Below are 23,310 nucleotides of genomic sequence, written 5' to 3' on the forward strand. Positions count from 1 at the left end.
GTCCCCCTCTTTGATTGATGGACGCGTCTATTGCAAGGCTTCCAGCAGCTGCTTGGTGAGTCGATCGAAGGTCTTGTTGGCGACGTGGGCGTAGTAGATCGCCACGCCGATGGCCATGACGAACTGGGACAGGATGAAGAGGTACCCGAAGTTGATGGGGCCGATGACCTTGACCCTGAAGGCCTCGGGGAAGTAGCCGGAGATGACCGGGAGCAGGAGGTAGTAGATGGTCGAGATGATCCACCAGCTGAAGAGGAAGTTCCGTTTCCTGCGCTTTAGCTCGATGAACTTGCTGTGGTTGGCGATTGCTTCCCATTGCTGTTTTTCCGACATGGCCGTCACTCCTTCTGTTAGGGTTACCAGCGTCTGGAAGCGGCGCCGCCGCTTCCCTGTTCATTCCCCGGCCTGCGCCGGGGGGCCAATAGCTCCAAAGAGGTCTCGGTATTTCAGGGACGGGCGTAGCCGAACCTGGCGGAGAGGAGTTCCGCGCTCAGCCGCAGGGAAGGGATGATCTCCTGCTCCAGCCGGTCCCCCAAAAGCCGGAAGGACGGCCCGATCAGCATCAGGGCCCCCACCACCTTGCCGGCGTAGTCCCGGACCGCCACCGCCACGGTCACGACGCCGTCCCCCATGCCGCTGCACTCCACCGCGACCCCGTGCTCCCTGATCTGCTCCAGTTCGATGCGCAGCTTGGCAAGGTCCGGTTGCTCCCCCCGGCCGCCGCGCCACCTCCGGCCGATCTGCTCCAAGAGGTCCCAGGAATCGATGGCCCGCATCACCTTCCCGGCGGCGTTGGCGAAAAAGGGGAAGCGCCTTCCAACCAGCGGCTCCCCCCGCTCCTGCCGCAGGGGGTCCACCATGTCCAGCAGCAGCACCTCGTCCCCCTTGGAAACCGCCATGTAGACCGCCTCGTTGTGGCGGCGGGCCAGGGCTTCCAGTACCGGCCGGGCATCCTTCAGGATCGTCACCTCGAGCTCGTCGTCGTGCTCGGACAGCACCGACCGGACCACCGGCCCCAGCACGCTGCTGTTGCGGACGTTGTGCAACAGGGTGCGGGCGAGTTTCCTGGCGCGGCTCTCGTCGTACTTGCCGCTCTGTATCGCGCACTGCACCAGCCCCTTGTCCTCCAAAAGCGCCAACAGGAGCCGCGCCCGGTACGGGGTGATGCCCGCCTGGCGCGCCAGCGCCGACAGGGAACATCCCTTGCCCCGGGCGGCGACTATCTCGAGCAGTTCAACCGCCTTCTGCAACTCGTCAGTGGAAAGCTCACCGTTCTCACGTTCCATGACTCCACCCTCTCCCGGTCCAGCTAGTTCCAGTTGTCGATCTTCATGGTCCCTTTTTCCGCGAGGTGCTGCTGCATCTTGAACACCTTGAAGAGCAGGTGCGGCTCATGGCCGACGTTGAGCTCGCAGCACTCGCGCCTGGCCCGCTCGTAGTATTCCTGCATCAGCGGCTTGTAGTCCGGGTGGACGCATTTGCTGATGATGGTCTTCGCGCGTTCCTGGGGCGAGAGGCCACGCAGGTCGGCGAGTCCCTGCTCGGTGACCAGGACGTCCAGGTCGTGCTCGGTGTGGTCGACGTGCGGCGCCATGGGAACCACGCAGGTGATGCCGGTGGGGTCGGTCTTCGAGGGGCGCGTGGACGGGGTGTGCATGATGGAGAGGTAGGCGTTCCTGAGGAAGTCGCCGGAGCCGCCGATGCCGTTGATCATGCGGGTCCCCCCCACGAGCGTGGAGTTGGCGTGGCCGTAGATGTCGAATTCCACCGGCGTGTTCATGGCGATCACGCCGAGGCGGCGGATCGGCTCCGGGTTGTTGCTGATCTGCATGGGGCGCAGCACGACCTTCTGGACGTAGAAATCCCAGTTGTCGTAAAGCCGCTTGAAGCCCTGCTCGGAGAGGGAGAGCGAGGTGGAGGAGGCAAAATCGAGTTTGCCGGAGTCGAAGAAGTCCAGCATGGTGTCCTGGATGACCTCGGTCCACACCTTGACGTTGGAGAAAGGCCCCTTGACCATGCCCCCCACCACCGCGTTGGCGATGTTGCCGACGCCGGACTGCAGCGGCAGGAGGTTCTTCGGCAGCCGCCCCGCCTTCACCTCGAACTGGAAGAAGTCGAGAATGTGCGCGGCGATCTGCTCCGAGGTCTCGTCGGGGTCGGAGAGGGCGCGCCCCTTGTCCGGCAGGCGCGACTCCACGATGGCGAGGATCTTGTCGGGATCGCAGGGAACGTAGGGGGAACCGATGCGGTCGTCGACCCTGCTGATCAGGTAGGGCTTCTTGTAGGGAGGGCGCTCGGTCATGACGATGTCGTGGATCCCCTCGAACGAGGGAATGGCGGTGTTGATCTCGATGATCAGCTTGTCCGAGTGCTGGATCACTTCCGTGGCGCAGCCGATGGAGCCACCGAGGATGATGTGGCCTTCCTCGGTGATGCCGCTGGCCTCGATGAGCCCCAGGTCGAAGCCGCCCCCCCTCTCCTTGGTGTAGAACCCGTAGGCCAGGTCCTGCGCGTAGACGGAGAGGTGCTTGTCCCCCATGCGCACCGTGCCGTTGTTGACCTGCTTCTGCACCACCTTGCCGGTCTGGTAGGGCCAGCGTTTGTCGGTCATCAAAAGCGAAGCCCAGCGGTCCTCGATCTCGGCCCCGATGGAAGCGCCGATGAAGAGGTTGAAACGCATCTTGCCCTGGAGGTTGTTTTTCTCCACGTAATCGGCCAGCGCGGCCGGCACCACCTTGGGATAGCCCACCGGGGTGAAGCCGGACCAGCCCAGGTCCATGCCGTTGCGGAAGAAGGGGATGGTGTCCTCGGGGCTCATGATTCGGGTATGCAGGCTCGTCTTTCGAATCCTTTTATGCAGCTCGCTCATTTCAACCTCCGTTATTTAATGAAGCACTTTGAGATCAAGATTCGGGGAACCAGTTAGCCATACAAGCTGAAATAACAGGTAAATTTTCAAGACCAGCAGCTTCAAAACATAGGTTTGACATGCATAGATACGCCTCCCAATCTGCCGGGATCAGCTGCAGCTTGCCGCGCACAACGCCACCACGTACCGCACAAAACCGCACCCGTCCTCCATGAACACATTTGACGCCAAGGGCAGATGTGCACCGGAGTTTCCTTTGCAGCACCGGCGAAACAATCAGCAAGTGGCGGCTTTACGGCACTTTTTATACGGCAACCGGACATCGCGGTAAAAAAATAACAGTCGTTTACGTTAATGTCAACAGTAAATAAAACAGAATTATATAAAATTGGTTTCGCGGCTTGTTTCCGTCCGACCGCCGCGCGTTTTCTCCGCACCGAGTATTGGTTGACAAAAGAGGGGGCTTAGCTGAGAATGTCGCAATTTACGTAAAGGTGAAACAAATGACGAACGTGCAGAAGGAAGGCGAGACCATCGTTTCGATCAGCGACTTGGCGAAGGACCTGGGGCTGACGACGAGGACACTGCGTTACTGGGAAGAGGTGGGGATTGTCGAATCAGTTGAGCGGCAGGACGGCGCCACCAGGGGGTACACCCCCTACTACGTCAGAAGGATAAAGTTCATCATCAAGCTCAAAGAGTTGGGGCTGACCATCAAGGAAATGCAGGATCTGTACGCCGCCTACGGGGACGCCAAACAGACGGAAAAGATGATCCCGCGCCTCATACAGATACTGGACCTGCATGTGAACAAGGTGGATGAAAAGATGGCGCAACTGGCATCGTTAAGGCAGGACATCGTGGGGTATCGCCAGAAGATGATGAAGCAGTTCGCGCTCTCCAACGAAAGGGAGCAGTAGGCGGTCTGCTGCTGCCCCCCTCCAACCGCCTATCAATCCTGCAGCGTTTCCTTCAGTTTCCGGCCCAGCGACAGCAGGTCGAAAGGCTTCTGTATGAAATGCCTTCCCTCGTCCACCACGCCGCGCTGGGCCACCAGGTCCCTGGTGTATCCCGACATGAACAGCACCTTGAGGCCGGGACGGAAGGCCTCGATGGCATCGACCATCTCCTTGCCGTTCATCCCCGGCATCACCACGTCGGTGAGGATGGCATCGATGCGCGTCCCCCCGTCCCTGCAGATGGCGATGGCCTCGTCGGCGCCCGAGGCATGGATCACCGTGTAGCCCAGGTCCCGCAGCGCGCGCAGCGTCATCTTGCGCACCAGGGCATCGTCTTCGACCAGCAGGATGGTTCCCGAACCGACCAGCGCCGCTTCGACCGCCTCGCCCTCGCCGGCCGCGGCGGCTCCGGCGCACCTGGGAAAGTTGATCTGGAAGATGCTCCCCTGCCCCGGCTCGCTGTAGACGTTGATGAAGCCGTTATGCTGGCGCACGATGCCGTAGACGGTCGCCAGCCCCAGTCCGGTCCCCTTCCCCACCTCCTTGGTAGTGAAGAAAGGCTCGAAGATGCGATCCAGGGTGTCGCGGTCCATGCCGCAGCCGGTATCGCTCACCGAAAGCTGGACGTAGTCGCCCGGCGAAGCATCGAGGTGGTACTGGCTGTAGCTTTTGTCCACGGTGACATTGGCAGTCGCCACGGTAAGCACCCCGCCCTTCTCCATGGCGTCCCGGGCGTTCACCGCCAGGTTGACCAGGATCTGGTCCAGCTGCGTCACGTCGGCATTGACCGGCCAGAGGTCGGGGGCGGGGTGGAAGGTCATCTTGATGTCCTCCCCGATTAGCCGCCCCAGCGTTTTCTGCATCTCAGCGAAGTGCTCGTTCAGGTTCACTTCCCGCGGCGCGATCACCTCGTTGCGTGAGAAGGCCAGCAGCTGCCGGGTGATGTCGCTGGAGCGCTTGGCGGCGTGGATGATCTGGTCCAGGTCCTGCCACAGCGGAGTCCCCTCCTCTGCCTCGCGCAGCGCCAGTTGCGCGCATCCCAGGATCACGCTCAACATGTTGTTGAAGTCGTGCGCCACCCCGCCGGCCAGGCGCCCGATGGACTCCATCTTCTGCGACTGGAACAGCTGGGTTTCTAGGAGCTTGCGCTGGGTGATGTCCTCCTTGACCGCCAGGTAATGGGTGATGACCCCGTTTCTGTCCCTGATGGGCGACACGGTGGCGTGCTCGGAGAAGAGCTCGCCGTTCTTCTTCTTGTTGAGAAACTCCCCTTCCCACACCTTGCCGCCGGCTATGGTCTGCCACAGTTTCCGGGACTCCTCCGGATCCGATTTTCCCGACTTCAAAAAGCGCGGGTTGCGGCCGGCGACCTCCTCCAGCGTGTACCCCGTCAACTGGACGAATTTCGGGTTGACGAACTCGATGCGCCCGGAGGTGTCGGTGATGACGATGGAGACCGGGCTTTGCTCCACCACCTGGGAGAGCTTGCGCAGGGATTCCTCGTCCCGCTTGCGCTCCGTGATGTCCTGCATGATGCCGTCGATGTGGGCCAGCACACCCCGGTCGTCGAAGGTGGGGCGCGTGCTCAGGTTGACCCAGATTTTGGTGCCGTCGCTGCGGTAGAACTCCACCTCGAAGTTCTTCACGCTCTGCCGCTGGTTCATCATGCGGTACAGATCGTCGCGCCGCCTGGGATCGACGTAGAGCTGCGGCCCGATGTCCACCACGTTTTCCAGCACTTCCTCCGGGGTCTGGTAACCGAGTATGGCGGCGGTGGCGACGTTACAGCTGAGAAACCTCCCCTCCGGCGTGGTCTGGAAGATCCCCTCCATCGCGTTTTCGAAGATGCCGCGGTACTTGGCCTCGGCGAGCCGCTCCTGCTCCAGCGCCTTCTTCATGCCGGCGTAGTGGATCAGGTTCTCGATCGCGGAGGAAAGGAGCCCGACCAGGTTGCCGATGCCGAACAGGGCCTCCTCGCCGTCGCTGACCCTGCGGTTGAACTCGGCGTTCTCCGCGGAGTTTCCCACCGCGATGAGCGCTACGGGATCGGCAGGGTTGCCCAGCGAACAGAGCAGATACTCGTTCATCAACAGCTTGGCGCGGTACTCGGAGAGCGCGTGCTGCCGTGAGCCTTCGGTGCAGATGCGGTAGGTCTCGCCGCCAAAGAGCGGAGAGAGGAAGGGGGCCTTGCGGGGGATGCTCAGGGATGAAACGGCGCTCTCCTCCTCGGCATCGTAGTAGCCGTCCCAGGCACAGACCGCGTAGGCGGCGCCGTCGTCACCTTTCTGGAAGATGAGCACCCGCTCGTAGTTGAGGCTGTTGATGGCGTAGCCGGTGGCGAGTTCGAAGATGGCCGGGAGGTCGCCGCAGGTGGAGAGCTTGCGGCTCAGGTCGTAGAGCTCGCTGTACTCCTTGACCTGGGCATCCAGCTGCTCCTGGTAGTCGTAGAGCCTGCTTTCGGCCTTGACCAGCCTCTTCACCTGTTCCGACAGGATCTCGTTCTCGCGGCGCAGCTGCTCCAGCTCGGCTGCCGGCACCATGTCTTTTGCGGACTCGTTCATTTGGTCTTTCAGCTTAGTACACCACGGTGACTACTGAGGTGAAGTTGTGGAAACAGTTGTACTTGCGGATCGGCCCGATCTCGCCGTAGGTGTAGAAGCCAAGCCACGGCACCTTTCCCCCCAGGTCGCGCTGCAGGGACTGCACCAGGTCCATGCGCTCCTGCTCCTTGAACACCACCCGCCCCCGCCCCATGCATTCGAACTGCAGCACGAACTTGGGCGGGTCGCCGCAGAGCTGCTCCTTGATCTGCCGCGGTATCGAGCGCAGGCCGTTCATCATCAGTTCCTTGTCGCGCCGCACGATCCAGAGCTCGGTTCCTTCGGCGACGTCGGACTGGATGGTGACGGAGCCGTCGCGGTCGTCCTTGTCGGTTATGTAGCGGATGAAGTACTCCTCGTACCCCTGGCGCAGGTGTTCCGGCGTCTTGAAGCCCAGGCACAGGTTCAGGGTCGCCTTGTTCCACTTGATGGCCCACTCCTCGTCCAGGTACTCCTTGAGCACCTCCAGGGCCGCCACCCCGTCGATCTCGTAGATGATGTTCCCCTTGCTGCGGGTGATGGTCCGCTTGGTTCCCACCGGGACGCAGCCGTGGTTGATCCCCCAGGCCACCTGCCCCTTGCCGGACATGACCACGCAGCAGGCCCCGTCACTGAGCACCTGGTCGTCGTGGTACTGGTAGGTCTTGCGCGAGGCCCAGTTGTCGGCGGCCAGCCCGCCGAAGATGGGGAGCCGTGCCGGCGGGGCAAGCCCTCCCTCGAAGGCGGCCACGAAGGGGTCGAAGTCGAAGGCGAGCCCGTCCGCCAGCAGGAAGAAGGCGCGGCTGTCCGGTGCCACCAGCGGCGCGATCTTCTCGGCCAGCCGCTGGCCGGCGACATCGCCCCCCTCCCCTATCCCCGATATGGAGGCGATGGCGAAACGCAACTCGTCGGAGGCTATCGCCATGACGCCGACGGCGAAGTTGGATTCGGCGACATCCTGCTGCGCGATGATCCCTTCACCGGAGCAGCCGCACAGCGGCGCGCCGGCGGTAGCCTCGCGGATGGCGGCGATCAACCGCTGCTGGTGGTACCCCACCGTGGCGAAGACCATGACGAAGTCCGGCCTGGCCACCCCCGCCTGTTCCAGTGCGCTGCGGGCCGCCTCGTGCCCCGCCTCGACCGGGTTTTTCCGCATGCTGAACCCTATTCCTACCGACGTCCCCATACATCCTCCCATCGCCGGGTTAAAACCGAAAACCTTTAGAACTGGTGCCCCACCCCAAGGTGCAGCGCCACGTCGGGAGAGGCGCCGACGGTGACGTCCTCGCTCAGGGCGATATCCAGGGTGGTGCGTGGCGAGAACGCGACGGTCCCGCCGAAGATGACCTGCATGGCGCCGGAGCTCAGCTCCGAGAATGCGCTGTCCCTGAAGAAGGCGCTGTGACCGGACAGTTGCGCCTTCAAGGCGAAGCCGTCGGCGGGAGCCCACCCCAGCCCCAGGGTGCCGAAGCCGGCCAGGTTATTGTGCTGGTCCTTCAGCACCTGCCCGTCGGTCATCGCCAGGCCGCCGGCGGCCGCGAAAACGGTGGCATGTCCCCATCGGCCCGGCAGGGCATAATCGCTGCTGCCGGTGAGCCACAGGGCGAGATCGGTGCTGCCGCTGCCGGTCAGACGCGAACTGCTTCCGGTGGGGAGCTTGAGGCTTCCCCGTAGCGCGACGGCGACCGGGTTGACGCCGCCATCGCGGTAGAGCTGCCATGCCCCGTTGAACCTCACATCGCCGATCCCCAGACCGTCGCGGTCCATCTCCAGGCGCTGCTGTCCGTCCCTGGCGTACGCGAAGCGGAGCTGCCCCTTGGGGGCGTCCGGCCTCTGCCCCTGGGGGAGGCCGAAGAACTCGTGCCAGTCCTCGATGAAGCCGTCGAAGATGCCGCCGTTGTAGGCGACCAGCGGGAGGTCCATCCCCACCTCCCCCCCTTGCCCGACACCGTAGCGCAGCGCCAGCGTGATGCGCTCCCCCTCGCCATCCACGAGGAGCGTCTCCCGGGCCGTTTCCCGCTTCAGGTAGCTGTTGGCGACATCCACGGCCACAAGCGTCCATGCCTTCCCCGTCCGCTGCACGACCGCGCTTTCCGCAGCAGGAAGCCCGTAGATCTGGACCAGCGGGCTTTGGTTGAAGGTGTAAAACGGCGTGATCGCCAGCGGTTCCGCCTGGCAGGGACGCCCCCAGACTGCGAGCAGTAGCACCGCAGCACATAAGACTCTCTTAATCGGAGAGCGCATCGTCATTGAAAAGGACATGGTTGTCATAGCGGGTCCGGTGGACTGGTAGATGTAGACGGTTCAACAGATGGTACATGAGGTTGAAGATAATGGCAAACAAAGCTGAAGGTAATGGCTCACACTGCGGCAGGGGGAAAGCGGCATGAAAAAAGGCTGTCCGCTGGCGGACAGCCCCTGCTCGAACTTACCGGCTCAACACCCGGCGTTAGTGATACTGTTCCCTTTCCTCAATATTTGAAGATAACTCCGACACTTTTTCTTCCGCGTATTCCCGCCCTCTGCGCAGGTTCCGGTTCAGCTTGTCCTGGGCCTCAGCCGTGAGCCCTTTCATCTTGGCGATGGCATCCCCGGTCACGTCGGATACCTTCTCTCTCATTTCGTGCCCTGTCTTCGGGGCGTAGAGCAGGGCCAGCCCGGCGCCTACCAGTGCCCCTGCCGAAAAGCTGACTACCTCAGCCGTGGTGCTCGCGTGTCTTCTCATGACGTCCTCCTTTGCTGCGTTCTACACTCTGCGGGTCTTGTGGGTGTACCAGTAGTTCCCCAGAGCAGCTCCGATCGTTGTCGCCAGCCCGCGCCACGCGACCTTTTCCCCTTCCCTCGGGGTGCCGCTTTTCTCTGAGGCTCTCTTGCCTCCCAGGAACGCCTTGGCCGCAGTCGCTGCCAAGGACCATCCCGATACCGGCACCTTCTCCTTCCCTTTCCCGCCGCCAAGCTTGCGCATCAGCAGCCACATCGCGCTGGCACTGGCCGCGCGCGCCACTGCGGGAACAGGATGCTGTACCTCAATCACGTGTTTCCTGGCGGTTGCGTGTTTCATCCTGTCGCGCACCCGCCTGTTCCCCAGCAGCATCAGCAGCGCGCTCCCTCCGACCAGCGAGGCCTGCACCGTGGTCCGCTCGGCCAGTTCCAGGGCTTTGGCGATGGTCTGCCAGGCAAAGAGTTTCGCCTTCCGCACACCCCGCCGCTTCAGGTACTGCGGGGAAAGTCTCTGTTCGAGGCTCTGCACCGTTTGGGTTATATCGCTTTCCGTGTGCCGGATTTGCTCGCGAATCCTCTCCGGCGACTGCTCGTGAACTTTAACGTTTTCGCCCATTGTACCGTCTCCTTCAAAGCCCCCACCGTCTGTTCGGGCTTCGCGTCCATCTCCTTCACGTCCTTACCGCCTTTGAGGACCAGGACCGCTCCGATGGCGATCAGGCCCAGGGCCACCACCAGTGCTGCACCCCACGCCGGCATCACCGTCGCCAGCCCCAGGACGATGGCCGCCAGGAGCACGAGGAACCCGGTATAGAGCAGTACCCCGCCCACTCCGATGGCGGCGCCGTCCTTGGCCAGAGCAACAAGCTTCTCTTTCATCTCCGCCGTGAAAAGGTCCAGTTCCTGCCGGAAAAGTACCCGCACCTCCCCGGTCAGCTCGGACACCAGTTCGCCAATAGTCTTTTCACCTTTATCCGCCATGGCAGCCTCCTTTCGCCGCTGGAAGATCATCTCTCAACCAATCATTGGTACAGGTTAATGTTAAGGATTTTCCATTTTAATTGCAAGGCTATTGCCGGGTGCTGCGCCAGGGGCTGGCCAAGGGAGGGGGCTGGCGCGCACCGAGGACGCCGTTCATCCCCGCTGCCGAGCCGCAGCTGCGCCCGGCGGGTTCCGGTCACGATAGGCAATGGAAAAATCGTGCGGACTGTGTTACTGTCGCACCCCTCCCGCCGTATACACAATTTGCTGGCATATTTTTCTCGATTAGTAGACAATTAGAAAAACTCAATAAGCAGTTCTGTCACAACTTTTTATTGCAATGCAAGGAGAAGGAGCGTGTCATGAGTACCAAAAAAGAGTTCACAGCGTATACCCCGGATGAGCTGAGGGAGCTATATAAGGAGGATCCGGCCCTTTTCGACCAACTGGCGGCTGAGGCTTTACAGAAGGCATGCGTGGCGAGAACCCCCGAAAAAAGCCTGAAACTCCAGCAGATGCAGTGGTCGATGACCATGCAGATGCGCAAGGCAAGCAGCAACCTCGGCAGGATGCACATCATGGAGAACATCTTTTACACCCAGGTCTACGGCAAGGAGGGGCAACTGGAGCAACTGGTGGACAACTGCAACTCCCTGCTGCGCACCATCGGCAAGAAGCAGCAGATCATGGGGAAGGAAGAGGAGACCATCAAGCTACGCAGGGTGTAACGGTGCACACGTAACTTGGCGGACTGCTGTTTAACGAAAAAGAGCCATCAGAGCCCGACAAAGTCGGCCTTGGTGGCTCTTTTTTTGGGGCTCTATACGTCGCGGCAGAAGGGACTGGCTCCGACAGGTGCCTGTCCCTTTAGCGGAACGCTGTTTTCGGCTCCGCCCCCCTTCCCAGCTACTAAGGGGGACAGGCACCTGCGGAGCCAGTCCCCTCCATCAGAGGGGGGACAGGGGGGGATTTGCCTTGAGATGCTGCCCCTGCCGCTTACCTTCCCCCGCAGCAGCCGGCGAAGAAGGCGTCGAGACCGGCGATCCACCCCTGCCTGATCTGGTCCGGCACGAAGCTCGCCTCGAAGCTGTTGCGCGCCAACTGGTACGCCTCCCGCGCCCCCAGTTCCGGCAGCGCCTCGAAGGTGGCCGCGAAATTCTCGTTCAGGTAGCCGCCGAAGTAGGCGGGATCGTCGGAGTTGATGGTGGCGACGATCCCCGCCGCCAGGAGCCTGGCAAGGTTGTGGCGTCCCAGGTCCGGGAACACCGCCAGTTTCACGTTCGACAGCGGGCATACCGTCAGCGCGATCCGCTCCGCCGCGAGACGGCAGACCAGCTGCGGGTCTTCCAGGCAGCGCACGCCGTGATCGATCCTTTCCGCCTGCAACAGGTCCAAGGCGTCGGATATGTAGGAGGCCGGCCCCTCCTCCCCGGCGTGGGCCACCCGCCTGAGCCCCAACTCCCGGCACCGGGCGAAAACTGTCGCGAACTTTTCCGGGGGGTTGCCGCGCTCACCGCTGTCGAGACCGACGCCGATGAACTTGTCGCGAAACGGCAACGCCTGCTCCAGGGTGGCAAAGGCATCGGCCTCACTCAGGTGACGCAGGAAACAAAGGATGAGCGAGGCGGAGATGCCCAGTTCCTCGCGCCCGCGCTGCACGGCGCGGTCCAGCCCGTTGATCACCGTCGCGAAGGGAACGCCCCTGGCGGTGTGGGTCTGCGGATCGAAGAAGATCTCCGAGTGGATGACGTTGTCGGCCTTGGCCCGGTTCAGGTAGCTCCAGGCCATGTCGAAAAAATCCTCCTCGGTCTGCAGCACCCCGGCGCCGGCATAATAGATGTCGAGAAAGCTCTGCAAGTCGGTGAAGGCATAGGCGGCGCGCAGGGCCTCAATGGAGGGATAGGCGAGTTCGATCCCGTTTTTGCGGGCCATGGCGAAGATCAGTTCCGGCTCCAGGGAGCCCTCGATGTGGATATGCAACTCCGCCTTGGGCATGCGGCGCACGATGTCCGCCAGTTCCTGGCGCGGGATCGATTCCAGGTTCATACTCTACTCCGGTAGTGGTTCGTTGTGCGCCCTGAGGCGCGGACCAGGGATACTGCCACAACTATACCCTCACGACCAACACCTTTCGCGGCTGGCCCAATTATAAAAGATCAACCGTTTCTGTCAGCAACTGGAGGTCGCACCTTGACGGTGAAGGGTACTCACCCGCCGCCATCAGGCATTGCCTGCAGTCCCCGCCGTCGTGCCCCCGTTTTTGGGGGCAATAGGCCTCTTGATGAACGACTCCTCCATACCGTATATGTGTCCTGCGGCGAGCGCGCGTCGCGACGGCGTCATGTTCCTGCTCAAGTGCAGGCCGATAGTGCCGAAAACAGTTGTATGGGCGCGGATTTTCGCGTGGCGGGCAGTTTCGGAAATGGGATCAAAGCTGGGGCGGGCTGCGGAACCCGCATGGAGAGAAGGATGACCGGGACCTGGTTCTTGAACCGCCTGCTGCACATGATGATCGGCGTCTGCCTGCTGGGGTGGGTGGCCGGCGCCGACTGCGCCGAACCCGTCAGAAAGAAGGTCCTGGTCCTCAACTCCTACCATTCCGGCTACAAAGGGTCCGACGACGCCGTAGCAGGGATCAAGGAGACACTGCTGCGGGCGCTGCCGGAAACGGAGATCCAGGTCGAGTACCTGGACTCGAAAAACAACAGCGGCAAGGAATTCGATGCCAAAGTCGTCGACCTGCTCAGGTTCAAATACCAGCAGCGCCACTTCGACCTGATTCTCTCCACCGACGACTATGCCTTCAACGTCATTGAAGCGCACCGCCCGCAACTGTTCGGCGCCACACCGGTCGTCTTCTGCGGCACCAACTCATTCGACGGCTCCAGGCTTGCCGGCAAGCGTGGCATCGTCGGCATCGACGAGCGCCCCAGCTTCAAGGCCACCCTCGACCTCATCTTTGCCCTCCATCCCGCGACCAGAAACATCGTCGTCATCCGTGACGATTCCGTCACCGGCCAGTTGAACGAGATGGAGTTTCGCAAGGCCGCGGCGCAACTTAAGGACAAGGCCACCTTCTCCGACTGGGCCGGGCTGCGTCTGGACCAATTCATCAGCCGGACCAGGGAGCTAAAACCCGGCAGCGTCATCGTCTATTTCGCCTCCTTCGTGCAGGACGGAAACGGCGACCGGGTCTCCAGCAACGAGGCGCTGCGCAGGATCTCCAGCGCCAGCCCGGTCCCGGTGTACGGCGGCTGGGAATTCAACCTGGGCAAAGGCATCGTGGGCGGGCGGCTGCTGAACCTGCGCGAGCATGGTGCCGCAGCGGCGACGCTGGCCGTGCGGGTGCTAAGAGGGGAGTCGGTTGACGCCCTCCCCCCGGTCACGCCCAGCCCCAACAAGGATATGTTCGACTACAACGAGTTGCGGCGCTTCGGGATCGCACAGGGAAAGCTGCCGGCCGACAGCATCATCATCAACCGCCCCCCGGGCTACGTCTACAGCCACCGGGTCGAGATGCTCTCCACCATATCCGTGCTGCTTTTGCTGGCCCTCGCCACGAGCTTCGTCAAACTGGTCAACAGCCGCAAGCACCTCCAGGTCCACCGGGACGCCCTGGTGCAGCGCAACGAGGAGCTCGAACAGGCCCTGTCCAAGGTAAAGGTACTGGAGGGGATCATCCCGGTCTGCATGTACTGCAAGAAGGTCAGGAAAGACGAGCGGAGCTGGCAGCAGATGGAGTCCTACATATCCCAGCACACCGAGGCCCAGTTCAGCCACGGCATCTGCCCGACCTGTTTCGACGACAATTTCTCCGGCAAGAAGCCCAAGCAGTTGTAGGACCGCCCCTTTTCCGGGTCGCCAGCACGGCGACCTGCGCCCGTCACTCTCCCCGCCGGCCCAACCCGCCCCCGGAGGCCCGCCAGTAGAATACCACTCCGTATGACGGCGTGCCGCATCCCTCGCCCCCCCGATTGCCGCACGACTCGTGCGAAAAAGACTTTCAGCCTGTACTTCAATATGATATACGAATCGATATAGACGATAGATAGCAATGATCGGATCAATCACGACCGCGACCGGATTGATCTCGCCCAGCCGTCAAGGCCACTGAACGTCGTTTGGCAAGGAGAGTGTGAGTATATGTTGTCGCGGATCAAAAAAGATCGCCGGTACTCCCTGATCACGGGCAGCGCCCTGATACTGGCGTCCTGGCTCGTGGACAGTTTTCTCGATGCCGTGGTGTTTTCCGAAGGGACCTTCCTTGAGCAGTTGCTGCACCCCAAGGTGCAGGAGCTGACCTACCGTCTCCAAACCATCTTCTTTCTGCTGGTTTTCATGGCCTGTGCCTGCCGCAAGTCGACAAAGATGCAAGAAACAACCTCTGCGCTGGAAGACAGCCTGGCCAAACTGGCACTGGAAAAAAGCCGTACCGAAGCCATCCTCGCCAGTGTGCCCGACGCGGTGACGGTCCAGGACCGGGACTTCAGGATCCTGTACCAGAATCCGCAGGCCAGGCAGTTCAAGGGCGAGCGCGTGGGGGAGCATTGCTACAGCGCCTACCACGACAGGGATGACGTCTGCCCGGGTTGCGCCGTCGACGACTGTTTCAAAGATGGCCAGCCGCACCGGCAGGAGGTGACCCATGTCATCGACGGGCAGACGCGTCACATCGAGAGCGCAGCCGCCCCGCTGGTGGATGCCACGGGCGCCGTCACCGCGGCCATCGAACTGGTACGTGACGTGACCGAGCGCAAGAACAGGGAGAATATGCTGAAAAAGCAGTTCGCCGCCATGGAAGCATCCATGGACGGCATCGCCCTGTTGACCCCCGCCGGCGATTACCTCTACCTCAACAGGGCGCACGCGGAAATCTACGGCTACCCCTCGCAGCAGGAGCTGTTCGGCCAGAGCTGGAAGAAGCTGTACACCGACGAGGAGCGCCTACGGCTGGAGCCGCTCGTCTTTGGGGCCTTCGAGAAGGGACACGGCTGGCGCGGCGAGGCGACCGGGCTCAAGAAAGACGGCACCCTGTTCCCCCAGGAGATATCCCTGTCGCTTCTGGAAGATGGAGGCATCATCTGCGTGGTGCGCGACATCTCGGAGCGCCGGGCATCGGAGCAGGAGATCCGCACGCTGAACGCGAGCCTGCGCCAGCAGACCCTCGACCTGCAGGCCACCAACCGGGAACTGGAAGCCTTCAGCTACTCGCTGTCGCACGACCTGCGCACGCCCCTTACCACGGTCTACGCGGCCGGCCAGGCCCTGGCTGACATGTACCGCGACCTGCTCGACGAAACCGGCCACTGTCTCGTCGATGCCATCCACACCGGCTGCGAAAACATGGAGCAGTTCATCGAGGCGATGCTGGTGCTGTTCCGGGTGACGAGAACGGAGCTAAGTTGCGAGGAAGTCGACCTGGGGCGTGTGGCGGATGACATCATTGCCGAACTGCGCATGTACGACCTGCAACGCTCGCTGGACTGGCGCAACCAGGCGGGCATGACGGCTTGGTGCGACCCCCATCTGGCCCGGGTTCTGCTGCAGAACCTGCTGGGCAACGCCTGGAAGTACACCTCCAGGAACGAACATACCATGATCGAGTTCGGACAGAGGCTTTGCGACGACAAGTACGAGTTCTTCGTGCGCGACAACGGCATCGGTTTCGAGACGAGCGACGCCGAAAAGATCTTCAAGCCTTTCCAGCGCCTGCGCCCCTCCAGCGATTTTCCCGGCACCGGGGTGGGGCTGGCCACCGTGTTCAGGATCGTCGACCGGCACGGCGGCACGGTCCGCGCCGAGGGCGAGCCCGGCAAAGGCGCCTCTTTCTACTTCACCCTGCAGGGTCCGCAGCACCACATCTAAACGTCGCGTCCACACACAGTACGTTTTGCGGCCGCCTGCCAAGCACAGCCTGCAGCCCTTGGCGACCCGACAGACTGATCACCGCCTCATCAGCGCGAACACGCCCCAGCCCAGGTATTCACGCGTGTAGGTGGCGTAGCGTTCCGGTTCCGAGGTCAGTTGGGATCGAACCTCGTTGAATAGCTCGTCATCGCGATTGGCCTCTAGCCAGCGGCGCATGGTGAGCCATTTAGCCGCCTCGTACCTGTCCCAGCCGTCCTGGTCAGCCAGAACCATTTCCACGACGTCGTATCCCAAGCGGGAAAACGACGCGAGCAGTTCAGGAAGCATAAGAAAATCGGAGATTGAGCCGGCGTGACACTGCTTGGCAACGTCCTCCGACGGCGGTAATTGCCGCCAGTAGGGCTCGCCGATGAGGATGATCCCTCCGGCGCACAGGCTGCGCGCCAGGAGCTCGATGGTGCCGGCGGCTCCCCCGCCGATCCAGGTGGCACCGATACAGGCCGCCACTCCGACCTTCGCATCGGAGACGTATCCCGCGGCATCGCCGTGGATAAACTCGACCCGATCTGCGACGCCGAGTTCGACAGCACGGCGTTTGGCCTGTTCCGAAAACAACTGGCTCAGGTCGATACCTGTGCCGACGATGCCGTGATCACGCGCCCAGGTGCACAGCATCTCTCCCGATCCGCTGCCCAGATCGAGCACCCGGGTCCCCGCCTCCAGACGCAGTGCCGCGCCGAGCGTGGCAAGCTTTTCCGGCGTGATGGGGTTATGGATGCGATGGGCGCTTTCTGTGATGTTGAAGATCCGCGGGATGTCCATTGTGGCAATTCCTTTCGAGCGTAATGTGGTGCAGGCTGACCATCAAAAGGGAGAAGAAATGGAGCCGAAAGAACTTCTGGAACGGATGAAACGAAACAAAGGACCTGTCATAGTCGATGTCCGGACCGGATTGGAGTTTCGCAGAGGGCACATTTGCGGTGCGCACCATGCCCCGACCTGGAAGATCTTTCTGGGCCTGGCAAAGTTGCCGGCTGACCGTGGCACGGAACTCGTGGTGACCTGTGAACACGGTCCCCGGGCGCAGATAACGCAAAAGATCCTGCATAGCCGCGGCTATCACAATGTCACCCTGCTTTCCGGCCACATGGCCGGCTGGCGGCGCTCAGGAATGCCTGTGGTAAAGTGACACGAGGCTGCCCAGACTCAGGAGTAAGTGGGAGTCCGCAGTCGTGTGGCCAGAGCTGAGAGATGACGGCCGTCCGTGCCGCAGCACCCACCAAGGATCTTCAACCCGAGCTCCCTGCCCAAGGCGGCCACGGATTTCCCAAATGCCTCCGGTTCCTGCTCCACGAGAGCGGAGCTGTTGTCCAAGTCTTCCGGGCTAAGAGCCGCCGTATTGGCCAGAAGACCGATGACTCGCTGGCGCACTTCTGCAGACGAATTGGTCTCATGCAGTAGCGCAGACCTGGCAAAGGTCACATGGGTGCAATTGATCATGAACGCGAGCGGTTTGGGATTGGCTACGGCGTCGATTACCGCGATGGCTTCCTTTAGCGGCGTGCCATCGAGGAGGGTGCCGGTTGGTCGGACCACGAAACTCACGATGTAAGGTTTTCCCGTCTTGGCCAGCGCCATGGCAAGGCCGGTGGCTTCACTCAGAGCCGGCAGAGTGGCCGCCAGGAGAAAGTCCACCGTCGTCGCCGCAAGTTTTTCCGCCTGCCACGCATGATATTCCGCGGCCTGGTTTTCCGGGAGAGCCTCGTCGGGGTGGTACGCGTCACCTTTACAACTCATCAACCCGCAGATGAGGATCTTGTCGGCGTATCCCTGGTAGCTCTGTCTCAGACCTTCCAGAAAAGCCGCGTTGTCGCCGTTTAGGTCGGTGCCATCGAGACCGGCCGCGGCGATCCGCTCCCTGCTCGCCCGCCATGTCGGTGTAGACATGAGGAGAGGCAGCCCGGCTTGGCAGCCGATGTCCAGGTACTCCCGGCAGATCCCCTCCAGCGCCCTCCGCTTATCATCATCATAGATAAAAGCCGAGTTCACGATGAAAGGATCAAGCTCCAATCCCTTCTTGCGGCGCAGGCGCTCGATAACGGCGCCCTCGCCAAGGATGAAGGAGTATCGGCTAAGAAAGGCGTCGATGGTGTTCACTGTCTGCCTCCCTTCTTCCAAGCACAGCCTGCTGATAGCTGGCCAGTAATTCCGGTTCTTCGATGGAACCGTGGTGGTGTACCTGGCGCCACTGTCCGTTGATCAGTCTGAAGATTCTGCTTGTGCGAATCCGCATTTGAAGGACGATATCCCCGGTCTTGAATGTACCGCGTTCACGGCCGACAACGTAAAACAATTCGCCTGCATCGTGCAGGGTGTAGTCGTAAAACTCGAAGTAATAGTTAGAAGTGCTCCCAAAGAGCCGCTCGTAGACAGACCTGATCTCCTCCCAGCCTCTCTTGATCCCACCAAGTGGATTGTCCATTGCTGCTTCGTCACCTTGCAGCCAGTTCTGCGACATCAGTTCCATGTCCCTTGAGTTAAGGGCCTCATAAAACTGCGACAGGGCTCTCAACATCGGTGATAGCTCGTCCTTGTTCTCTTTCCCTGTAACGGGAGTGTTTTCTATTTTCATGGTCTGTTCCTCGCCTACGACCGGGGAGTGGACCGGGCGGTATTGCCCAGGTCCAACCTCATGGTTGGCAATGCCATTGTCGACAACAGCTCGAATTAGCACGTAAGCGAACCAAGGAGATTGCGGCATGAGCAACAAAAATAAACATCTTGGATCGTCTCTCGATGATTTCCTTTTCGTCTTCAAAAACGGTTTCTGATCCATTTGTCCATTGATATCACCGGCAGCACGACAGCGCCTGCTGCCATGGCATACAACCAGCCTCTGGCGTCGAGCGGTGCCGAAGTAAAAAGTGCCTGCAGAGGCGGCAAGTAGATGAAACAGGAATGGAGCAGTAGCAGGAGGCCGATGCCGATATAGACGGACGGATTGCTGAACACGCCCTGGATCAGGAGAGAGTTGCGCAGGGACCGGCAGTTGAGCAGATAGAATACCTGGGTGAAGGTGATGCCGGTAACGCACATAGTCTGTGCTTCGGCCAGCGCCAGAGCGTGCCGGGCGGCCGTCACCGGTTCAGGCCCGATGATCCGGAAATACTCCCAGAGAAACAGGCCGCAGGCAGATGCGGACATAAGCAGGGCCACCATGATGAGGCGTGCAACAATGAAACCCGAAAAAACCGGCTCATCCGGGGATCGGGGCATGCGCCGCATTGCATTAGGGTCCAGCACCTCGAAGGCCAGCGGGATCGAGAGAGTAACACTTGCCACCAGGTTGATCCAGAGAGTCTGGCTGGGGGACATGGCCATTAACAGCTCATTAACCCCGTCGACCCGCACCGTGGGGAAAAAAAACATGGATGCCGTCAGAGTGCAGGCCAGACCAAGATTGGTGGGGAGCACGAATGCCAGGGATTTTAAGAGGTTGTCGTAGACCCGACGTCCCTCTTCCACCGCTGCGGTGATGGAAGCGAAATTGTCATCCATCAGGACAACCTTGGCCGCCTCCTTGGATACCGCCGTGCCGGTAATCCCCATGGCGATTCCTATGTCGGCCCGCTTGAGCGCCGGGGCGTCGTTGACTCCGTCGCCGGTCATGGCAACCACGTGGCGCTGCGTTTGGAGAGCCTGCACGAGCCGGATTTTATGTTCCGGTGCCACGCGGGCGAATACATTGGTACTCATGACAGCCGACCGGAGTTCCGTTTCAGAAAGGTCATCGAGGTCGCGACCTGTCAGGGCAACCTGCCCATGCTGCAGCAGACCGAGTTGCCGGCCGATGGCTTCCGCCGTCACGGGATGGTCGCCGGTGATCATCTTGACCGTGATGCCGGCACTATGGCAGATCCTGATGGCGTCCACGGCTTCGCTACGCGGAGGATCGATCATGCAGAGCAGTCCGGAAAATTGCAGCCCTTTTGCAACATCAGCAGGGGAAATCTCTTCTGCCGCAACGTTGCGGCGTTGGGCAAAAGCAATAACCCTCATCCCCTGGCGTGCGTAGGTGGCCATGGCTTCATTCACTGTTTGCTGCTCCGTTTCGTCCAGGCCGCAGCGATCAATGACTGCTTCCGGTGCCCCCTTGAGCAGGATGCGGTTTTCGCCGTCAATCCGGTTCAGGGTGGCCATGAATTTCGTGTCGGACTCGAAAGGGATAACGTCAAGACGCAGGTGGCGACTGCGAAAGTCATTGGCATTCACCCCCGCTTTCTGACAGGCAACCACCAGAGCGGCTTCTGTCGGATCGCCGGTGATGGCCCAGCCATCACCCTCGGGACGAAGCGCGGAATCATTGCACAGGACGGCAATGGAGAACAGTTCCTCCAGTTCCGGAGAAAATCTCGACAATCGGACGCCATCATGTTCGATCTCGCCTTCCGGGGCGTAGCCGATACCGGAAAACCGGTATTCGTGCCCTTCCAGCCATGCCACCTGGACCGTCATCTCATTGCGGGTCAGGGTACCGGTCTTGTCAGAGCAGATGATGGTTGTGGAGCCCAGTGTTTCCACCGCCGGAAGATGACGGACAACAGCATGTCGTTCGGCCATCCGTCGGACGCCGATAGCGAGGCAGATCGTAATAACCGCCGGCAACCCCTCGGGAATCGCTGCCACGGCCAGGGAAACGGCAACCATGAGGGATTCGCCGACCGGGGCATCCTTGATCCAGATACCGAAAGCGATCAAAACCGCTACAACAACAACCACGGCGATGGTGATGCCGGTAGTGACCTTGGCCAGCTGTCGCGTCAGCGGGGTCTCCAGTTGCGTGGTCTGATTGAGAAGTGCATTGATTCTCCCCAATTCCGTCCAGTTCCCCGTGGCGACAACCACGCCGGTGGCCGTACCTTGGACCACCATGGTTCCGCTGTAGGCCATGCAAAAACGGTCGCCCAGCGGCGAGTTCGGCAGCACCTCATCGGAACGCTTTGCCACCGGCAGAGACTCGCCGGTAAGGGCGGCTTCTTCGACGAGCAGGTTCTTGACCCGGATCAGCCGCAAATCGGCCGGCACTTTGTCTCCGCTCTGCAATGTTACAACGTCGCCGGGTACCAATCCGTCGGCCGGCACCGCGATGGGCTGACCGTCCCTCAGGACCGTCGCCGATTCGGGAATCATGGCAGCAAGCGCCTCGATAGCTTTGCCGGCCCGATATTCCTGAATGAAGCCGATGATGGCATTGATCACGACTGCGCCGAATACGACAGCAGCGTCGGTGGGCTTTTTAAGGGCAAGGGCGAGAACGCCTGCCGCAAGGAGCAGCCATCCGATAGGATTGTTGATCTGTCGCCAGAAGATCAGCCACGGGCTTGTTCCGGCGCTCCGGTCAAGGGTATTGGCACCGAAGCGCTGCAATCTTTCTGTGACTTCCCTGTCATTCAATCCATCCGGATCTGTACCCAGTCGGGTCATCACTTCCTGATCGGATGACGCATGCCACGCAATTTCACCCGACTGTGCTGGACTCTTGTGCATCTTATGGCTGCTCCTGTTGGCCAACGGTCATGAGGCGCAGCAGGTTCACCGCTGCCGTCGATGGTCAGACATCTATTTTAAGCATCGACTGTGCTTTTGCAAACGAACTGACCGTCGTGGCAATGTCATAGGATGGTGTCGCACAGGAAGAAAAGTCAACGAAATCGCCGCTACCCAAAATTCGTTCGTCTGCAGACTCATGGGTGTCGTGCCTTTTTGATAGCAGAGCAACTAATCCGCCAGCATTCCTGACGAGTCCACCTCCACGAAGGTCTTCCCGTTGTCCTTGTTCAATTCCCGCCTCTCCAGATTCACCAGACATTTGAACCCTGATTTCCGATAGGGGCATCTGGGGTCAGCCTGTTTGCCTCGGTACGGGTAGAACAAGCCAGCCAGTAATAGCTGCTGTTGTTGAACTGGAACTCGTTCAAAACAGACAAACCAAGCTTTTTGGTATGAGCCGAAAGCGAGCGAGGGTTTGTTTTGTTTATGAAGGTGACAAGGATGGGGTACCTTTGGGACATCGACTCCAGGGCGTATGCAAAGATCTTCTCGAGAACACCGGCGCCTCTAACCGTTGTGTCGATACAGATTGGGCCGTATTGGTATGAATTCTCGGCACTCAACGTTTCCCCGTTGAACTTGTAATTGTGGAGTTGACCGATCATGTATGCCTTAACCGGGTATGTCGACCAGAAATGCCACGATGCAGCCATTACGTAGGCAACTACTACGCCATCATCTTTCGCAATGAACAGGCCGTTTTCACCTAGAATCAACTCTGACAGCTGATCCTTGGTAAAAGCAGTTGTAACAAAACCGTCCTTTTTATCTTCCTCTTTTATCGTATCGATCTGAAATTTGCTGTGCAACGCCAATACACCGTCGATATCCAAAAGGTCTGCAAGCTTCAATTGCATCTGAATCTCCTGATGATCCCGGAATAGCACGTCCAACTTTCTTGTTGGGCCCTTCCTTCGGGCAGTTGCTGGTGCCTTTTTTTGTGCCTTTGCGCAGCTTGTCTTTTTGTAATCGTTCGACTACAATAGCGACATGTACATCGTCAAGACCCTTCCCGAATTTGACGCTTGGCTAAATGGCATCAAAGACCGCACCACTCGGTTACGGCTGGCTCGACGCCTTGACAAGGCCCAGCGAGGCAATCTCGGTGATGTCAAATCCGTTGGCCACGGCGTTTTCGAGATGCGTGAATTCTTTGGCTCCGGCTGGCGAATGTACTACATAGAACGTGGCAACATGCTTATCGTTATGCTCGGCGGTGGGGACAAGTCCACACAAGCAGCCGACATTGCCATTGCCTTCGAGCGAGCAGCCAGATTGGAGGATTGACCCATGCCGAAAAAAATCGTTGTATCCGGCCTGCCAGAATTTGATCTTGCCACGCAGTTAAAAAGCGAGGCCGACATTGCGGCGTATATCACCATGGTGATTGAGGAAGGTGACGCAGCAGAGTTGGCCCATACCTTAGGAGTAGCCGCACGAGCGCGCGGCATGGCTGAAATTGCTCAGGCTGCCGGGCTGACTCGCGAGGCCCTGTACAAAGCCTTGCGTCCCGGAGCTCATCCACGCTTCGACACCATCAGCCGAGTTTGTTCCGCCCTTGGAGTCCGCTTGGTAGCTCAGCCTCGCCATTAGACCTCGCCCTTTTACCTGGGGACATGGGGACGGGGACATGGGGGGACATGGGGACGCCCATGATTTCATGCGTTTCTTCGGACGTCATGGCAATGAGAAACGCATAATTTCATGGGCGTCCCCCTATCAG

22 protein-coding genes are annotated in these 23,310 nt (G+C 60.5%); 7 read left to right on the plus strand and 15 right to left on the minus strand.

Going from position 1 to position 23,310, the window contains the following annotated elements:
- Positions 1-27: 27 nt before the first annotated feature.
- From H7687_RS09680 to scpC, 3 genes are all read right to left on the minus strand, one after another.
- A complete protein-coding gene (locus H7687_RS09680; protein WP_183346839.1) occupies positions 28-333 on the minus strand; it encodes a DUF485 domain-containing protein in 306 nt (101 codons plus the stop codon).
- Between the two features lie 113 nt (positions 334-446).
- Complete coding sequence (locus H7687_RS09685; RefSeq protein ID WP_183346840.1) at positions 447-1,286, minus strand: IclR family transcriptional regulator; 840 nt, start codon at positions 1,284-1,286, stop codon at positions 447-449.
- A 23-nt stretch (positions 1,287-1,309) separates the two neighbouring features.
- Complete coding sequence (gene scpC / locus H7687_RS09690; protein ID WP_183346841.1) at positions 1,310-2,869, minus strand: succinyl-CoA:acetate CoA-transferase ScpC; 1,560 nt, start codon at positions 2,867-2,869, stop codon at positions 1,310-1,312.
- Between the two features lie 503 nt (positions 2,870-3,372).
- On the opposite strand from scpC, the gene H7687_RS09695 reads away from it, so the two are divergent.
- Entirely contained in the window at positions 3,373-3,789 is a 417-nt protein-coding gene (locus H7687_RS09695) for a MerR family transcriptional regulator (protein WP_183346842.1), read from the plus strand.
- 32 nt (positions 3,790-3,821) lie between these two features.
- Here H7687_RS09695 and H7687_RS09700 read toward each other — a convergent pair whose 3' ends face one another.
- The 6 genes from H7687_RS09700 to H7687_RS09725 all read right to left on the minus strand — a co-directional run bounded on the left by H7687_RS09700 (position 3,822) and on the right by H7687_RS09725 (position 10,109).
- Positions 3,822-6,389 carry a hybrid sensor histidine kinase/response regulator gene (locus H7687_RS09700; protein WP_183346843.1) on the minus strand — a complete coding sequence of 856 codons (2,568 nt, stop codon included), beginning with the start codon at positions 6,387-6,389 and terminating at the stop codon, positions 3,822-3,824.
- A gap of 13 nt (positions 6,390-6,402) precedes the next feature.
- Positions 6,403-7,593 carry an FIST signal transduction protein gene (locus tag H7687_RS09705; RefSeq protein ID WP_183346844.1) on the minus strand — a complete coding sequence of 397 codons (1,191 nt, stop codon included), beginning with the start codon at positions 7,591-7,593 and terminating at the stop codon, positions 6,403-6,405.
- Positions 7,594-7,628: 35 nt separating this feature from the next.
- Positions 7,629-8,615, minus strand: coding sequence for a DUF3187 family protein (locus H7687_RS09710; RefSeq protein WP_246404742.1), 987 nt, complete (start codon positions 8,613-8,615; stop codon positions 7,629-7,631).
- Between the two features lie 241 nt (positions 8,616-8,856).
- Entirely contained in the window at positions 8,857-9,132 is a 276-nt protein-coding gene (locus H7687_RS09715; protein ID WP_183346845.1) for a YtxH domain-containing protein, read from the minus strand.
- 21 nt (positions 9,133-9,153) lie between these two features.
- Positions 9,154-9,744: a DUF3618 domain-containing protein gene (locus tag H7687_RS09720; protein WP_183346846.1), complete on the minus strand. Its 591-nt coding sequence runs from the start codon at positions 9,742-9,744 to the stop codon at positions 9,154-9,156.
- Entirely contained in the window at positions 9,666-10,109 is a 444-nt protein-coding gene (locus H7687_RS09725; protein ID WP_183346847.1) for a phage holin family protein, read from the minus strand. Before H7687_RS09725 ends, H7687_RS09720 begins: the two co-directional genes overlap by 79 nt.
- Positions 10,110-10,471: 362 nt before the next feature.
- Here H7687_RS09725 and H7687_RS09730 point away from each other — a divergent pair, with 362 nt between their 5' ends.
- Positions 10,472-10,837 carry a DUF3135 domain-containing protein gene (locus tag H7687_RS09730; protein WP_183346848.1) on the plus strand — a complete coding sequence of 122 codons (366 nt, stop codon included), beginning with the start codon at positions 10,472-10,474 and terminating at the stop codon, positions 10,835-10,837.
- A gap of 268 nt (positions 10,838-11,105) precedes the next feature.
- Here the strand turns inward: H7687_RS09730 and H7687_RS09735 are convergent, their stop codons facing one another.
- A complete protein-coding gene (locus tag H7687_RS09735; RefSeq protein WP_183346849.1) occupies positions 11,106-12,155 on the minus strand; it encodes an adenosine deaminase in 1,050 nt (349 codons plus the stop codon).
- 411 nt (positions 12,156-12,566) lie between these two features.
- On the opposite strand from H7687_RS09735, the gene H7687_RS09740 reads away from it, so the two are divergent.
- Together H7687_RS09740 and H7687_RS09745 are read left to right on the plus strand one after the other, a co-directional pair.
- Positions 12,567-13,949 carry an ABC transporter substrate-binding protein gene (locus H7687_RS09740; RefSeq protein WP_183346850.1) on the plus strand — a complete coding sequence of 461 codons (1,383 nt, stop codon included), beginning with the start codon at positions 12,567-12,569 and terminating at the stop codon, positions 13,947-13,949.
- A 303-nt stretch (positions 13,950-14,252) separates the two neighbouring features.
- Positions 14,253-15,974 carry a PAS domain-containing sensor histidine kinase gene (locus H7687_RS09745; protein WP_183346851.1) on the plus strand — a complete coding sequence of 574 codons (1,722 nt, stop codon included), beginning with the start codon at positions 14,253-14,255 and terminating at the stop codon, positions 15,972-15,974.
- Between the two features lie 78 nt (positions 15,975-16,052).
- On the opposite strand, the gene H7687_RS09750 is transcribed toward H7687_RS09745, so the two are convergent.
- A complete protein-coding gene (locus H7687_RS09750) occupies positions 16,053-16,799 on the minus strand; it encodes an SAM-dependent methyltransferase (RefSeq protein WP_183346852.1) in 747 nt (248 codons plus the stop codon).
- Position 16,800: 1 nt separating this feature from the next.
- Here H7687_RS09750 and H7687_RS09755 point away from each other — a divergent pair, with 1 nt between their 5' ends.
- Entirely contained in the window at positions 16,801-17,166 is a 366-nt protein-coding gene (locus tag H7687_RS09755; protein ID WP_246404744.1) for a rhodanese-like domain-containing protein, read from the plus strand.
- Between the two features lie 17 nt (positions 17,167-17,183).
- On the opposite strand, the gene H7687_RS09760 is transcribed toward H7687_RS09755, so the two are convergent.
- The 4 genes from H7687_RS09760 to H7687_RS09775 form a co-directional block, all read right to left on the minus strand.
- On the minus strand, positions 17,184-18,134 hold the full coding sequence (locus tag H7687_RS09760) for a homocysteine S-methyltransferase family protein (RefSeq protein WP_183346853.1): 951 nt from the start codon (positions 18,132-18,134) through the stop codon (positions 17,184-17,186).
- Positions 18,109-18,609, minus strand: coding sequence for a YybH family protein (locus H7687_RS09765; protein ID WP_183346854.1), 501 nt, complete (start codon positions 18,607-18,609; stop codon positions 18,109-18,111). Before H7687_RS09765 ends, H7687_RS09760 begins: the two co-directional genes overlap by 26 nt.
- Before the next feature lie 182 nt (positions 18,610-18,791).
- Positions 18,792-21,524 (minus strand): HAD-IC family P-type ATPase, encoded by a 2,733-nt coding sequence (locus H7687_RS09770; protein ID WP_183346855.1) that lies wholly within the window; start codon positions 21,522-21,524, stop codon positions 18,792-18,794.
- Between the two features lie 311 nt (positions 21,525-21,835).
- The gene (locus tag H7687_RS09775) at positions 21,836-22,444 is read right to left on the minus strand and encodes a GNAT family N-acetyltransferase (protein WP_183346856.1); all 609 of its coding nucleotides are present in this window, start codon (positions 22,442-22,444) and stop codon (positions 21,836-21,838) included.
- Positions 22,445-22,577: 133 nt separating this feature from the next.
- Between H7687_RS09775 and H7687_RS09780 the strand changes: the two genes are divergently transcribed.
- Both H7687_RS09780 and H7687_RS09785 read left to right on the plus strand, forming a co-directional pair.
- Complete coding sequence (locus H7687_RS09780; RefSeq protein WP_183346857.1) at positions 22,578-22,874, plus strand: type II toxin-antitoxin system RelE/ParE family toxin; 297 nt, start codon at positions 22,578-22,580, stop codon at positions 22,872-22,874.
- A gap of 3 nt (positions 22,875-22,877) precedes the next feature.
- The gene (locus tag H7687_RS09785) at positions 22,878-23,180 is read left to right on the plus strand and encodes an addiction module antidote protein (RefSeq protein ID WP_183346858.1); all 303 of its coding nucleotides are present in this window, start codon (positions 22,878-22,880) and stop codon (positions 23,178-23,180) included.
- The last annotated feature ends 130 nt before the right edge of the window (positions 23,181-23,310 follow it).

Source organism: Geomonas paludis, assembly GCF_014193585.1.
Classification (GTDB): Bacteria; Desulfobacterota; Desulfuromonadia; order Geobacterales; family Geobacteraceae; genus Geomonas; species Geomonas paludis.